This window comes from Geodermatophilus maliterrae, assembly GCF_041018925.1.
Taxonomy (GTDB): domain Bacteria; phylum Actinomycetota; class Actinomycetes; order Mycobacteriales; family Geodermatophilaceae; genus Geodermatophilus; species Geodermatophilus maliterrae.
In genome coordinates, this window is record NZ_JBFNXQ010000049.1 from 23,338 (window position 1) to 37,382 (window position 14,045).

Consider the following 14,045-nt stretch of genomic DNA (forward strand, 5'->3'; position numbering starts at 1 on the left):
GTGTTCGAACGCTTCGCCCAGGAGGCCCGCCGCGCGGTGGTCGTGGCCCAGGAGGAGGCCCGTGACCTGCGCACCGGGCGGATCGAGCCGGTGCACCTCCTGCTCGCGCTCACCCGCGACCCCGGCCGCGGCGGTGCGGTCCTGCGGTCCGTGGGTCTCGACCACGCGACCGTCCGCGACGCGCTGACCCGGTCGGGTGGGCAGCTGGACGCCGACGCCCTGGCCGCCGTCGGGATCGACCTGGACCGGGTGCGCGCCGCGGCGGAGTCCGCCTTCGGCCCCGGTGCGCTCGACCGGGGACGGCGGGTCCGCACCGGGCACGCCCCGTTCACCGACGGTGCCAAGCGGGTGCTGGAGGCCGCGCTCCGGCACGTCGTGGCCCAGCCACGCCGGCGCCGCCACCGGGTCATCGACACCGGGCACCTGGTCGTCGGCGTCCTGGCGGTCGCCGACCCGGTGGTGGAGCGGGTGCTGCGGCAGCTGGGCACCGACGTCGTCCGGCTGCGGCAGGGGCTCGACGGCGCGTCGGCCGCCTGAGCCGCCGGCCCGGGTCAGTCGCCGGGCGCCGGCCCGGGTCGGTCGCCGGGCGCCGGCCCGGGTCGGTCGCCGGCGGCCGGCTCGGCGAACGGCGAGCCGAGCAGGTCCTTGCGCACCTGCAGCAGGTAGAGCCAGATGAGCACGAAGACCCCGCCGACGAACCACATCGCGGCGTCGATGAGCCCGGTGAGCAGCAGCGGCACCTGCAGCGCGGTGGCGATCTCCAGCCCCCGCGGCCGGCGCTGGACGCCGCTGGCCAGGATGAGCACGAGGGCCAGCACGAGCAGGGTCGTCAGCCGGACACCGCCCAGGCCCGCCTCGGTCTGCGCGATCGCGCGGGGCACGAACAGCACCGCGATGCCCTCGAGCAGCAGCACCGCCGCGGCCACGCCGCGCAGCGCCTTCGCCGCGCGGACCGGGTCCGGCGCGGTCACGTCCTGCCCCCGGCCAGGATGGTGCGCGCCTCGCCGGCGGTGATCACGCTGCCGGTGACCAGCACGCCCGAGCCACCCAGGGCGTCGTCCGGACCGGCCTCGGCCAGCTCGATCGCCTCGGTGAGGGCCTCGGGCAGCCGCGGCGAGACGCTGACGCGGTCGGCGCCGAAGACGTCGACGGCCAGCGCACCCAGCTCGTCCGCCGGCATCGCCCGCGAGGAGCTGTTCTGGGTCACCACCAGCTCGGCGCAGACGTCCTCGAGGGCGGCGAGCATGCCGGACACGTCCTTGCCGTGCACCGCCCCGACCACGCCGACCAGCCGGGTGAAGTCGAAGGACTCGCGGATCGCGTCGACGGTGGCGGCCATGCCCGCGGGGTTGTGCGCGGCGTCGACCAGCACGGTCGGGCTGGTGCGCACCCGCTCCAGCCGGCCGGGCGAGCGCACGGCGGCGAAGGCGGTGCGCACCGTCTCCACGTCGATCGTGCCGGTGGTCGCCCCGGCGCCGAGGAACGCCTCGACGGCGGCCAGCGCGGTGGCGGCGTTCTGCGCCTGGTGCGCGCCGAACAGCGGCAGGAAGACGTCGCCGTACTCCCCGCCCAGACCCTGCAGCCGCAGCTGCTGCCCGCCCACGGCGACCCGCCGGTCGAGCACGCCGAACTCGGTGCCCTCCCGCGCCACGACCGCCTCCACCTCGACGGCGCGGCGGACCAGCACGTCCAGGGCGGTCGGCTCCTGCCGCGCGAGGACGGCGATCGCGTCGGGCTTGATGATCCCGGCCTTCTCCCCGGCGATCGTGGCGACGTCGGGGCCGAGGTACTCGGCGTGGTCGAGCGCCACCGGCGTGACGACGGCGACCCGCGCGTCGACGACGTTGGTGGCGTCCCACGTCCCGCCCATGCCGACCTCGACCACGGCGACGTCGACCGGCGCGTCGGCGAACAGCGCGTACGCCATGCCGACCACGACCTCGAAGAAGCTCATCGGGTGCTCGCCGGCGGCGTCGACCATGTCGACGTAGGGCGCGACGTCGTCGTAGGTCGCCACGAACCGCTCGGCGCTCACCGGCTCGCCGTCGAGGACGATCCGCTCGCGCATCGACTGCAGGTGCGGGCTGGTGAACCGGCCGACGCGCAGGCCGAAGCCGCGCAGCAGCTCGTCGACCATGCGCGCCGTCGTCGTCTTGCCGTTGGTGCCGGCGACCTGCACGACCGGCATCGCGCGGTGCGGGGAGCCGAGCAGGTCGACCAGCGCGGCGATGCGGCCGAGGGAGGGCTCCAGGCGCGTCTCGGGCCAGCGCGCGAGCAGCGCCTTCTCGACGCGGGCGAGCTCGGCGTCGCCGCCCGGACCTGTGCTGCTCATCCTCCCCAGGATGCCAGCCACGGACTTCCTAGGATGGGGCCCATGGTCGCCGACACCCGCACCCCGGTCAGCACGACCCCGGGAGCCGGTGCCGGGGTACCCGAGAAGCCCACCCTGGACGGTCTCGAGGACACCTGGGTCGCCCGCTGGGCCGAGCAGGACACCTACGCCTTCGACCGGGACGCGGCGCTGGCCGCCCCGCGCGAGCAGGTGTACTCGATCGACACCCCGCCGCCGACCGCCAGCGGGTCACTGCACGTCGGGCACGTCTTCAGCTACACGCACACCGACATCGTCGCCCGCTACCAGCGGATGCGCGGCAAGCACGTCTACTACCCGATGGGCTGGGACGACAACGGGCTGCCGACCGAGCGGCGGGTGCAGAACTACTACGGCGTCCGCTGCGACCCCGCGCTCCCCCACGACCCGTCGTTCGAGCCACCCGCCAAGCCGGGCAAGGAGCAGGTGCCGGTCTCGCGGCGCAACTTCGTCGAGCTGTGCATGCGGCTGACGGAGGAGGACGAGCGCGCCTACGAGCAGCTGTGGCGCCGGGTCGGGCTGTCGGTGGACTGGGCGAACGTCTACCGGACGATCTCCGAGACCTCCCGCGCCACGGCGCAGCGGATGTTCCTGCACAACCTGGCCCGCGGCGAGGCCTACGCCCAGGAGGCGCCGACCCTCTGGGACGTCACCTTCCGCACCGCCGTCGCGCAGGCCGAGCTCGAGGACCGCGAGCGCCCCGGCGCCTACCACCGGATCTCCTTCTCCGGCCCGGCCGGCCCGGTGTTCATCGAGACCACCCGGCCCGAGCTGCTGCCGGCCTGCGTCGCGCTGGTCGCCCACCCCGACGACGAGCGCTTCCGGCCGCTGTTCGGCCGGACGGTGCGGACGCCGCTGTTCGACGTCGAGGTGCCCGTGGTGGCGCACCGCCTGGCCGAGCCGGACAAGGGCTCGGGCATCGCGATGATCTGCACGTTCGGCGACCTCAACGACGTCACCTGGTGGCGGGAGCTGCAGCTGCCCACCCGCGCGGTGATCGGCTGGGACGGCCGGCTGGTCCCCGACGCGCCGTCCGGCGTGCCCGCGGAGCCCTACGCCGAGCTGGCCGGGAAGACGGCGTTCAGCGCCCAGCAGCGGATCGTGGAGCTGCTGCGGGAGTCCGGCGACCTGCACGGCGAGCCGACGGCGATCACCCACCCGGTGAAGTTCTACGAGAAGGGCGAGCGGCCGCTGGAGATCGTCACCACGCGGCAGTGGTACATCCGCAACGGCGGCCGGGACGCCGCCCTGCGAGAGGCGCTCGTCGCCCGCGGCCGGGAGATCCGGTGGGTGCCCGAGCACATGCGGTACCGCTACGAGAACTGGGTCGAGGGCCTCAACGGCGACTGGCTGATCAGCCGCCAGCGGTTCTTCGGCGTCCCGTTCCCGGTCTGGTACCGGCTCGACGACGCGGGTGACCCGCTGTACGACGAGCCGATCCTGGCGCCGGAGTCGGCGCTGCCGGTCGACCCGTCCTCCGACGTCCCCGAGGGGTTCGACGAGTCGCAGCGCGGGGTGCCGGGCGGGTTCGTGGCCGACCCCGACGTCATGGACACCTGGGCGACGTCGTCGCTGTCGCCGCAGGTGGCCTCGGGCTGGGACACCGACCCGGAGCTGTTCGCGCACGTCTTCCCCATGGACCAGCGGCCGCAGGCGCACGACATCATCCGGACCTGGCTGTTCTCCACCGTCGTCCGCGCGCACTTCGAGCACGGCACGGTGCCGTGGACGCACGCCACGATCTCCGGCTTCGTCGTCGACCCCGATCGCAAGAAGATGTCGAAGTCCAAGGGCAACGTCGTCACGCCGATCGACGTGCTCGAGCGCTACGGCACCGACGCCGTCCGGTGGCGGGCCGCCGGGGCGCGGCCGGGTGCGGACTCGCCGTTCGACGAGGCGCAGATGAAGGTCGGCCGGCGGCTGGCCATCAAGCTGCTCAACGTCGGCAAGTTCGTGCTGGGGCTGGGTGCCTCGGCCGCGCTGACCGGCGAGCAGGTGACCGAGCCGCTGGACCGCGGGCTGCTGGCCGCGCTCGCGTCGGTGGTCGAGGAGGCCACCGCGGCGATGGAGGCCTACAACTACACCCGCGCGCTCGAGGTGACCGAGGCGTTCTTCTGGTCGTTCTGCGACGACTACGTGGAGCTGGTGAAGTCGCGCGCCTACGGGACCGGCCCGGCGGCGGAGTCGGCGCAGGCCACGCTGGCGCTGGCGCTGTCGGTGCAGCTGCGGCTGTTCGCCCCGGTGCTGCCCTTCGTCACCGAGGAGGTCTGGTCGTGGTGGCAGGCCGGCTCGGTGCACCGGGCGGCGTGGCCGGCCGCGGCCGAGCTGCCCGCCGGCGGCGACCCGGCGGTGGTGCCGGTGGTGGCGACCGCGCTGGCCGGCGTCCGCAAGGCCAAGTCCGACGCGAAGGTCTCCATGCGGGCCGACGTCTCCTCCGCGACGGTCACCGCCCCGGAGGCGCAGGTGCCGCTGGTGGAGGCCGCCCGTGCCGACCTCACCGACGCCGGGCGCATCGCCGAGCTGACCGTCGTCGCCGGCGAGGGCCCGCTGTCGGTCGACGTCGTCCTGGCGCCCCCCGCGGAGTCCTGACCCGCCGGTCCCCGCGGCGATGACCAGGTGACCTGATCCCGGCGGGGTCGGCTCAGGCGGCGTCCTCCCCCGCCCAGGCGGGTGCCGGACCGAGGCCCAGCCGCCAGCGGGCCGCCTCCTCCGACGGGCTGTGGTCGCCGAGCGCGAGACGGAGCCCACGCAGCTGGAGCCGGGCCAGGGTGACCGGGACGGCGCCGCCGCGTCCCCGGCCGGGCACACCGGCGCACCCGGCGACCGCGGGTGAGACCACGTGCGCCGCGGCGCCGGACAGGCCCCGGTAGAAGACCCGCTCGGGCGGGCTGAGCCCCGGCGGGGCGGCGAGGAAGGCGCGCAGCGAGTCCGGGACGGGCGCGAGCTCCGGCCGGCACGCGGCGAACGCCTCGGCCAGCTCCGCGGTGCTCGCCGGGAGGTCGGTGGCGCCCAGTTCCCGCGCGGTGCGGGCCCACTCGGCCACGTAGACGTCGGGCCAGCGCCGCCCGAACCGCCCGGTGAGGTCCTGCCCGACGGCCTGATGGGCGGCGAGGAAGGCGTCGGTGAAGGCCAGGTGCACCCAGCGCAGCAGAGCCGGGTCGGACGCCGAGTACGGCCGGTCGCCGACGCGGCCGCGCACCCGGGTGTGCATCCCGCGGACCCGGGCGGCCTCCCGCTCGGCCAGCTCCGCGGAGCCGAAGGTGCTCACCACCAGCCAGCGGGCGGTGCCGGCCAGCCGCTTCCACGGGTCCTCGCGGTAGGCCGAGTGGCGCTGCACGCCGGCCAGCGCGAGCGGGTGGGCGGCCTGACCGAGCAGCGCGGCCACCCCGCCGACCAGCGTGGACAGGTCGCCGTGCACCCGCCACACCACGCCGTCCGGCTCGAACCAGCCCGGACCCGTGCCGACCCGGGCGATGTCCCGGACCCACTCGGGAGCGCCGGTGGGGTCGCCGGAGACACGGGCGCGGAAGGCCTCGCGCGCGGCCTCGGGCAGGGACGTCAGGGCGCGCACCTCCGCCAGCGTGCCAGCCGGGCGGCGTGGGGGCCTCTCGGCGACCGGCGCACCCGCCCCCCGGCCCACCGAGCCGATGGTGGCTCGATCGCGGACCCCTGTACACCAGTGGCTCAGAATTGCCTGCTGGGCGGGCCAGGCGCGTTCGACGGTCGAGATGTCCACAGCCCCGCAGCGGCGGAAGCCCGAGGTGGGCCACGCTCCCCGCCCGTGCACGACCTCGCAGCCCTCCTGCCCGACGGCGCCGCGCGCCGCGACCGGGTCACCCTCGCCACCAGCTCCAGCAGCGTGCACCGATGGATGGCACGTGGCGACCTCGTCCTCCTCCACCCGGGCGTCCTGGTCCTCGCCGACCGCGCGGACGAGTGGCCCGTCCGGGCCCGCGCGGCGGTGCTCCGGTCGCGAGGGCCGCTCAGCCACCTGTCCGCGCTCGCCGTCCACCGGTTGGTCCCCGTGCCGCCCGGGCCGCTGCACGTCACCGTGCCTGCCGACCGCTGGCCACGCGGCTGCCGCGACGTGGTGACCCACCGGACCACACTCCCGCACGACACGGTGCGCGTCGGCGGGCTCCCGGTCCTCGACGCCGCCCGGAGCCTGGTCGACTCCTGGAGCTGGGCGTCGATGAGGCGCCGCAACCCGCAGGCGGAGCAGCAACTGCCGATCGTCCGCCGAGCCGTCATCGAGGCGATCCGGGCGCGCGCAGTGGACCTCGAGGACGTGCAGGCCGCCTCAGCTCGGCAGCGGCTCCACGGCGGCCGACCCGCACTGGTCGATCTGCTCGGCCTGGTCGCCGGCGGCTGCCAGAGCGAGCTCGAGGTGTTCGGGGTGCTGCACGTCCTGCGCGGGCCGGGGATCCCGCCGTTCGTGCAGCAGCACCGGCTCGTGCTGGCGGGCGGCCGCACGGTCCTCCCGGACGTCGCCTGGCCGGGACTCCGGGTGGCGGTCGAGCTCGACGGCGCGGCCTTCCACGGCAGCCGCGAGCAGCGCGAGCGGGATCTACGGCGGGACACCGCCCTCGCTGCTCCGGGCTGGGTGGTGCTCCGGTTCAGCTACCGCCGCCTGACCCGCGAGCCCGAGGCGTGCCGACGGGAGGTCGAGGCGGTCCTGCGACGCCGACGCACGGAGATCTGAACGCCGGTGGCCCAGGTCTCGACGAGTCCTGGGCCACCGGGGTACAGCGGTGTGAGCGCTGTCAGGCGCTCTTCTCGCGGCGCTCGCGGGTGGGCTTGCGCGGCACGATCGTCGGGTTGACGTGCTCCAGCACGACCTCCTTGGTGATCATGACCGAGGCGACGTCGTCGCGGCTGGGCACCTCGTACATCACCGACTGCAGCACCTCCTCCATGATCGCCCGGAGCCCGCGGGCGCCGGTGCCGCGGAGGATGGCCTGGTCGGCGATCGCCTCGAGGGCGTCGTCGCTGAACTCCAGGTCCACGCCGTCGAGCTCGAACAGCCGCCGGTACTGGCGCACCAGGGCGTTCTTCGGCTCGGTGAGGATGCTGATCAGCGCCTCGCGGTCGAGGGCCTGCACGCTGGTGATCACCGGGAGCCGGCCGATGAACTCCGGGATCATCCCGAACTTCAGCAGGTCCTCGGGCATGACCTCGGCGAAGGCGCTGGAGGCCTCGATCTCCTTCTTGCCGCGGATCTCCGCGCCGAAGCCGATCCCCTGCTTGCCGACCCGCTGCTCGATGACCTTCTCGAGCCCGGCGAAGGCACCGCCCACGATGAACAGCACGTTCGTCGTGTCGATCTGGATGAACTCCTGGTGCGGGTGCTTGCGGCCGCCCTGCGGCGGCACCGACGCCGTCGTCCCCTCGAGGATCTTCAGCAGCGCCTGCTGCACGCCCTCACCGGAGACGTCGCGGGTGATCGACGGGTTCTCGCTCTTGCGGGCGATCTTGTCGACCTCGTCGATGTAGATGATCCCGGTCTCGGCGCGCTTGACGTCGTAGTCGGCGGCCTGGATCAGCTTGAGCAGGATGTTCTCGACGTCCTCGCCGACGTAGCCGGCCTCGGTCAGTGCCGTGGCGTCGGCGATCGCGAACGGGACGTTGAGCATCCGCGCCAGGGTCTGCGCCAGGTGGGTCTTGCCGCACCCGGTCGGGCCCATCAGCAGGATGTTGGACTTGGCCAGCTCGACCGACTCGTCGCGGCTGGCGCGCTCACCGCCGGCCTGGACCCGCTTGTAGTGGTTGTAGACCGCGACGGCGAGGGTCCGCTTGGCCTTCTCCTGGCCGATGACGTACTGCTCGAGGAAGTCGTGGATCTCCTTGGGCTTCGGCAGCTCGTCGAACTTGAGGTCCGACGACTCCGAGAGCTCCTCCTCGATGATCTCGTTGCAGAGGTCGATGCACTCGTCGCAGATGTAGACCCCGGGGCCAGCGATGAGCTTCTTGACCTGCTTCTGGCTCTTGCCGCAGAACGAGCACTTGAGCAGGTCACCGCTCTCACCGATTCGTGCCACCTGCTGACCTCCACCTCGGGGGAAGCAGGTCCTGCGTGGATCGGACCTGCGGATGTGTGTCGCTGACGTACCCGTGCTCGGCCCCGCTGGAGGCGGGTGCGGCGGAGGTGACCTCCCGTCGCTGCCGGCCGGGGATCGGGCGCTCGCCGACGCTACCTGCCACCGCCGACGCCGCGGGGCTGCGACGCCCCGGTGCGCCGAGCGCCGTCGAACCGCACGTCACTCCCGGCACTGCGTCCCAAACGGTACGGGCCGACGGCGCGACACGCGCGACTCCGACCCGCACCGTTCGGGAGACGACGGCACTCATGCCGGCAGCGCGTTGAGCTTCCGGCTCTGGATGACCTGGTCGACGATGCCGTAGTCCTTGGCCTCGGTCGCGGTCAGGATCTTGTCGCGGTCGATGTCGGTGCGGACCTGGTCCACCGACCGGCCGGTGTGCCGCGCGAGGATCTCCTCCATCTGCGCGCGCACCCGCTGGATCTCCGCGGCGTGGATCTCCAGGTCGGAGACCTGGCCGCCGGCCTCGCCCGACGGCTGGTGGATGAGCACCCGCGAGTACGGCAGCGCCAGCCGCTTGCCCGGGGTCCCGGCCGCGAGCAGGACGGCCGCGGCGGAGGCCGCCTGGCCCATGCAGACGGTCTGGATGTCGGGCCGGACGAACATCATCGTGTCGTAGATGGCCATCAGCGACGTGAACGAGCCACCGGGCGAGTTGATGTAGATCGTGATGTCGCGGTCGGGGTCGGCCGACTCCAGCGTGATCAGCTGGGCCATCACGTCGTTCGCCGAGGCGTCGTCGATCTGCACCCCGAGGAAGATGATGCGCTCCTCGAAGAGCTTGTTGTAGGGGTTGGACTCCTTCATGCCGTAGCTCGTGCGCTCCACGAAGGAGGGCAGGATGTAACGGTTGGAGGGCATCTGGAAGCTCATCGTCGGTTCCTCCGAACCGTCAGTTGTCGGTGACCGGGTTGGTGCTGTCGGTCATGGCGGCCTTGCTCACCACGTGGTCGACGAAGCCGTACTCGAGGGCCTCCTGCGCGGTGAACCAGCGGTCGCGGTCGGAGTCGCGCTCGATCTGCTCGATCGGCTGCCCGGTGTGCTGCGACTGCAGCTCGTTGAGCTCGCGCTTGGTGCGGCGGAAGAGGTCGGCCTGGATGGCGATGTCCGCGGCCGTGCCGCCGACGCCGGCCGAGGGCTGGTGCATCATGATCCGCGCGTGCGGCAGGGCGTAGCGCTTGCCCCTGGTGCCGGCGGTGAGCAGGAACTGACCCATCGACGCGGCCAGGCCCATGCCGTAGGTGGCGACGTCGCAGTCGATGAACTGCATCGTGTCGTAGATGGCCATCCCGGCGCTGACCGAGCCACCGGGCGAGTTGATGTACAGGTGGATGTCGCGCTTGGGGTCCTCGGCCGACAGCAGCAGCATCTGCGCGGCCAGCTGGTTGGCGATCACGTCGTCGACCTGGGTGCCCAGGAAGATGATCCGCTCGCGCAGCAGGCGTTCGTAGACGGAGTCGCCGAGGTTCATCCCCCCGCCGTTGGTGCGCAGCAGCGGCGCACCGGCCGGGTACGGGTTCGTGCTCACGGGTGTGGTGACCTCCGTAGGACTGGAGAGCAGTCGGTCTCGAACGGGCGGGCTCGTGGGAGCGGGGCCGGCGGCCCGTGCGGGCCGTACCCCCGGCGCCCATCCCGAGTCACGTCGACCCTAACGCGCACCCCCCGGCCCGGAGTCCCGGCGCGGGGGCCTGTTCGCCGTGGGCGCAGCGGGGCCCGGGCCCCTGGGCCCGCGACGACGGACGCCGCCCTCCCCCGTCGCGGCAGGGGGAGGACGGCGTCGTCGTGACCCCGTCCCGAGCGTGCTCGGAGTGAGGACGGGGGCTTCCTCAGGCCTTGGCGACGTCCCCGCTGTCCTCGGTCGCACCCTCGGCGGCCTCGACCGCGACGGCGTCGGCGACCTCGGCGTCGGGCGCGTCGTCGGCGCCGTCCCCGGCCACCTCGTCGGCGCTGTCCTCCGCGGGAGCGGCGGCGTCGGTGTCACCGGCGTCGGCGGCCGGGGCCTGGACCGTCCTCGGACGGAGGGCGTCGAGGTCGACGACGTTCCCGGAGGCGTCGGTGATCGTCGTCTGCTCGAGCAGCTGGGCCAGCGCCTTGGTGCGGCGGACGTCGGCGACGAACTCGGCGATGTTCCCGCCCTGCTGCAGCTGCTGGGCGTACTGCTCCGGGCTCATCCGGCTGCGCTGCGCCTGGGCCATGATCTGCGCCGACAGGTCGTCGTTGTCGACGGTGATCTCGCGGGCGTCGGCGATCGCGTCGAGGACGAACTGGGTGCGGACCGCCTCCTCGATCTGCGTCCGCTGCTCGGCCTCGTAGGCCTCACGGCTCTCGACACCGGACATCTGCACGAAGGCGTCCCAGTCCATGCCGGCCTGCTGCAGCTCGGACTCCATCGCCCGGTTGCGCCACTCGATCTCGCGGTCGACCAGGCCGTCGGGGACGGGGACCTCGGTGGCCTCGAGCAGGTGCTCGACCAGCTTGTCGCGGGCCTGGGCGCCCTGCTGCATGGTCTTGACCCGCTGCAGCCGGGTGCGGACGTCGTCGCGCAGCTCGGCGAGGGTGTCGAACTCGCTGGCGGTGGAGGCGAACTCGTCGTCGAGCTCGGGCAGCTCCTTGGTCTTCACCGAGCGGACGGTGACGGTCACCTGCGCCTGCCGGCCGGCGTGCGGCCCCTGGTCCAGGGCGGTCTCGAAGGTGGCCGACCCGTCGGCGGACAGACCGCGGACGGCGTCGTCGAGCCCCTCCATCAGCGAGCCGGAGCCGACCTCGTAGGACATGCCGCTGGTCGTGCCGTCCTCGAGCACCTCGTCGTCGACGCGGGCCTCGAGGTCGATCGAGACGAAGTCGCCGTCCTGGGCGGGGCGGTCGACGCCGGTCAGCATCGAGAACCGCTCGCGCATGACCGAGACCTGCTCGTCGATCTCCTCGTCGGTGACCTCGACGTCGTCGACGGTCACGGCCAGCTCGTCGAGGGAGGGCAGCTCCAGCTTCGGCGCGACGTCGACCTCGGCGGTGAAGGCGAGCGTGTCGTTGTCGTCGAGGCGGGTGACCTCGATGTCGGGCTGGCCCAGGACGCGCACGGAGTTCTCGCGGACGACCTCGGAGTAGACCTCCGGGATCGCGTGCTGGACGACCTGCTCGAGGACCACGGGGCGGCCGATGCGCTGGTCGAGCACCCGGTTGGGCACCTTGCCCGGACGGAAGCCGGGGACGCGGACCTGCTTGCCCAACTCCTTATAGACCTCACCGAAGGCGTGGTCCAGGTCCCCCCACGGCACCTCGATCGCCATCCGGACCCGCGTGGGGCCCAGTTCCTCGATGGTGCTCTTCACAGCGCAGTGCTCCTCGGTACGACGGCAGGATGGGGCGCCGGGCAGGACGGACGACGCCGGGTCGACCCCCGAGTCTACGGACGTCGCGGGACCGGGTCGGGGTGGCGGGATTCGAACCCACGGCCCCCCGCTCCCAAAGCGGGTGCGCTACCAAGCTGCGCCACACCCCGTGACGGGGAGAGTCTAGGCGCGCCCGCCCCGCGCGCTCAGGCCGAGACCGCCGGACGGCGGCCGGCCCACGGCGCGGCCTCCTCCAGCGCCGCCGCCACGCGCACCAGCAGGTCCTCCCGCCCGACGGCGGCGACGAGCTGGACGCCCACCGGCAGCCCGTCGTCCGTCGTGGCCAGCGGCAGGCTGACCGCCGGCTGCCCCGTGACGTTGAGCTGGGCGGTGTAGGGCATGAAGGCGCCGATCCGGCGGCCCTCCTCGCGCGCGCCCGCGGCGGTGAACCAGCCGAGCTCGGGCGGCGGGCCGCCGGCGGTGGGGGTGACCAGCAGGTCGAAGCCCCGCCCGCCCTCGTCGGCCGGCGTCCAGAAGGCGGCCATCCGGCGAGACCAGGAGCCGAGCCAGGCGCGGGCGGCGAGGTACTCGGGGGCGGTCATCCGGTCGCCGGCAGCGCGGTAGCTGCGGTTGCGCGGCTCGAGCTCGTCGTCGGTGATCTCCCGGCCGAGGACGCGCTCCATGTCCGACAGCATGCGGGCGGTGTCCGCGGCGACGGTGGCGTCGAAGTGCCGCGCGAAGGCGTCCTCGGAGAAGGCGTCCGGGGCGGCCGGCTCGACGGCGCAGCCCAGCTCCTCCAGCAGCCGGCCGGCCGCAGCGACGGCGGCGCGGCACTCGGGCGCGTCCAGCCGGCGCTCGTCGGCGACGGTCTCGAGCAGTCCCACGCGCAGCCGGCCGACTGGGGTGCCGACCTCCTCGCACAGGGGGCGTGGCAGCGGTGGGGCGGCGTAGGGGTCGCCGGGCATCGGCCGGCCGATCAGGTCCAGGACGGCGGCGGTGTCCCGGGCCGAGCGGGTGACGACGCCGTCGATGCTGGCGCCGGCCCACCCCTCGCCGACGGTGGGGCCCTGGCTGACGCGGGCGCGGGTGGGCTTGAGGCCGACCAGCCCGCACGCGCCGGCCGGGATGCGGATGGAGCCGCCGCCGTCGCCGGCGTGCGCCACCGGCACCATCCCGGCCGCCACCGCGGCGGCCGACCCGCCGCTCGACCCGCCGGTCGAGCGGGTGGGGTCCCACGGGTTGCGGGCCGGGGCGTTGGCCGCGGGCTCGGTGGTGGCCGTGGTGCCGAGCTCGGGGACGTTGGTGCGGCCGAGGACGACGAAGCCGGCGGCGCGGAAGGCGGCGGCCAGGAAGCTGTCGCGGTGCCAGCGCACCCGCGCGGCCTGGAGCGGGGCGAGCCCGTAGGCGGTCTCCTCCCCCGCCACGTGGCAGCCGATGTCCTTGAGCAGCAGCGGCACGCCGCGGAACGGGCCGTCGGGCAGGGTGCCGGCGGCCTCGGCGCGGGCGGCGTCGAACCGGTCACGCAGGACCGCGTCCAGCCGCGGGTTCGTCGCCTCGATCCGCGCGATGGCGGCGTCGACGAGCTCGGCCGGGCTCACCTCTCCCCGGCGGACGAGGTCGGCGGAGGCGGTGGCGTCCAACCATGCGGCGTCGTTCACCCCGCGGAGCCTAGGAGGGCACGTTGCCCGCGGTCGGTCCCGGCCGCGGGCAGCGGCTAGGCTGGTCGCGCACCACGCGGGTGTAGCTCAATGGTAGAGCCCCAGCCTTCCAAGCTGGCCATGCCGGTTCGATCCCGGTCACCCGCTCCACGTAAAACCGCAGGTCAGACGGGCTGTTAGGTCCTCTGGAGGAGTACCGGAGGACCGTCCGGAAGGCCCGTTTGAACCCTTTCATGACCCCTGTTTTCCGCTGCGTGGGTCATGAATGGGTCACGCCGCACGGCATGAACCGCCTGGTAGGCAGCCCCTCGGGCTGCCCATCCGAGCCCCGTGACCCACTTGGGTCACATGCATCTCCTCAGGACTCGTAGCTCCGCGTGAGCGCTCGCCGCATGAAGGGCCTGTTCATCGAGATCCAGCGTCGCCGTCGGCAGGTTCTGTTCGGGCCAGGTGAACCGGAAGGTCAGCGCGCACCGCGGGTTGGGAGTCAGCCAGTAGTCAGCATCGAACTGGTCGTTTCCTCCGCCGCCTCGTGGACCGACAAGGACCTGTCCGGGGAGGGTTTCTGGCCGCCGAGCGGCGTCGGAGA

General features: G+C 73.6%; 12 protein-coding genes and 2 tRNA genes. 5 read left to right on the forward strand and 9 right to left on the reverse strand.

What is annotated here, in order from left to right:
- The gene (locus ABQ292_RS15485; RefSeq protein WP_369207929.1) at positions 1-537 is read left to right on the forward strand and encodes a Clp protease N-terminal domain-containing protein; all 537 of its coding nucleotides are present in this window, start codon (positions 1-3) and stop codon (positions 535-537) included.
- Positions 538-551: 14 nt separating this feature from the next.
- Here the strand turns inward: ABQ292_RS15485 and ABQ292_RS15490 are convergent, their stop codons facing one another.
- A complete protein-coding gene (locus ABQ292_RS15490) occupies positions 552-971 on the reverse strand; it encodes a DUF4233 domain-containing protein (protein WP_369207931.1) in 420 nt (139 codons plus the stop codon).
- Complete coding sequence (gene folC / locus ABQ292_RS15495) at positions 968-2,332, reverse strand: bifunctional tetrahydrofolate synthase/dihydrofolate synthase (protein ID WP_369207933.1); 1,365 nt, start codon at positions 2,330-2,332, stop codon at positions 968-970. Before folC ends, ABQ292_RS15490 begins: the two co-directional genes overlap by 4 nt.
- A gap of 42 nt (positions 2,333-2,374) precedes the next feature.
- Here folC and valS point away from each other — a divergent pair, with 42 nt between their 5' ends.
- Entirely contained in the window at positions 2,375-4,960 is a 2,586-nt protein-coding gene (valS, locus tag ABQ292_RS15500; protein WP_369207935.1) for a valine--tRNA ligase, read from the forward strand.
- A 52-nt stretch (positions 4,961-5,012) separates the two neighbouring features.
- Here the strand turns inward: valS and ABQ292_RS15505 are convergent, their stop codons facing one another.
- Positions 5,013-5,942 (reverse strand): oxygenase MpaB family protein, encoded by a 930-nt coding sequence (locus ABQ292_RS15505; protein ID WP_369207937.1) that lies wholly within the window; start codon positions 5,940-5,942, stop codon positions 5,013-5,015.
- A gap of 210 nt (positions 5,943-6,152) precedes the next feature.
- On the opposite strand from ABQ292_RS15505, the gene ABQ292_RS15510 reads away from it, so the two are divergent.
- Entirely contained in the window at positions 6,153-7,073 is a 921-nt protein-coding gene (locus tag ABQ292_RS15510; RefSeq protein ID WP_369207939.1) for a DUF559 domain-containing protein, read from the forward strand.
- 61 nt (positions 7,074-7,134) lie between these two features.
- Here ABQ292_RS15510 and clpX read toward each other — a convergent pair whose 3' ends face one another.
- The 6 genes from clpX to ABQ292_RS15540 form a co-directional block, all read right to left on the reverse strand.
- Complete coding sequence (gene clpX / locus ABQ292_RS15515) at positions 7,135-8,409, reverse strand: ATP-dependent Clp protease ATP-binding subunit ClpX (protein ID WP_204693573.1); 1,275 nt, start codon at positions 8,407-8,409, stop codon at positions 7,135-7,137.
- A gap of 306 nt (positions 8,410-8,715) precedes the next feature.
- Positions 8,716-9,342 carry an ATP-dependent Clp protease proteolytic subunit gene (locus tag ABQ292_RS15520; RefSeq protein WP_369207942.1) on the reverse strand — a complete coding sequence of 209 codons (627 nt, stop codon included), beginning with the start codon at positions 9,340-9,342 and terminating at the stop codon, positions 8,716-8,718.
- Positions 9,343-9,361: 19 nt separating this feature from the next.
- The gene (locus ABQ292_RS15525) at positions 9,362-9,997 is read right to left on the reverse strand and encodes an ATP-dependent Clp protease proteolytic subunit (RefSeq protein WP_438940596.1); all 636 of its coding nucleotides are present in this window, start codon (positions 9,995-9,997) and stop codon (positions 9,362-9,364) included.
- 298 nt (positions 9,998-10,295) lie between these two features.
- Complete coding sequence (gene tig / locus ABQ292_RS15530; RefSeq protein WP_369207944.1) at positions 10,296-11,798, reverse strand: trigger factor; 1,503 nt, start codon at positions 11,796-11,798, stop codon at positions 10,296-10,298.
- A gap of 96 nt (positions 11,799-11,894) precedes the next feature.
- Positions 11,895-11,968: transfer RNA gene (locus ABQ292_RS15535), tRNA-Pro, on the reverse strand.
- A gap of 36 nt (positions 11,969-12,004) precedes the next feature.
- Positions 12,005-13,456: an amidase gene (locus ABQ292_RS15540; protein ID WP_369207947.1), complete on the reverse strand. Its 1,452-nt coding sequence runs from the start codon at positions 13,454-13,456 to the stop codon at positions 12,005-12,007.
- A gap of 76 nt (positions 13,457-13,532) precedes the next feature.
- On the opposite strand from ABQ292_RS15540, the gene ABQ292_RS15545 reads away from it, so the two are divergent.
- Positions 13,533-13,606, forward strand: a tRNA-Gly gene (locus ABQ292_RS15545).
- Positions 13,607-13,833: 227 nt separating this feature from the next.
- Positions 13,834-14,045 (forward strand): hypothetical protein (locus ABQ292_RS15550; RefSeq protein ID WP_369207949.1); only part of this gene is annotated, 212 nt, incomplete at its 3' end.

Bases quoted from the DNA above. Each gene is read 5' to 3' on its own strand.
- folC (WP_369207933.1), bottom strand. From the start codon at position 2,332: ATGAGCAGCACAGGTCCGGGCGGCGACGCCGAGCTCGCCCGCGTCGAG.
- valS (WP_369207935.1), top strand. From the start codon at position 2,375: ATGGTCGCCGACACCCGCACCCCGGTCAGCACGACCCCGGGAGCCGGT.
- ABQ292_RS15520 (WP_369207942.1), bottom strand. From the start codon at position 9,342: ATGAGCTTCCAGATGCCCTCCAACCGTTACATCCTGCCCTCCTTCGTG.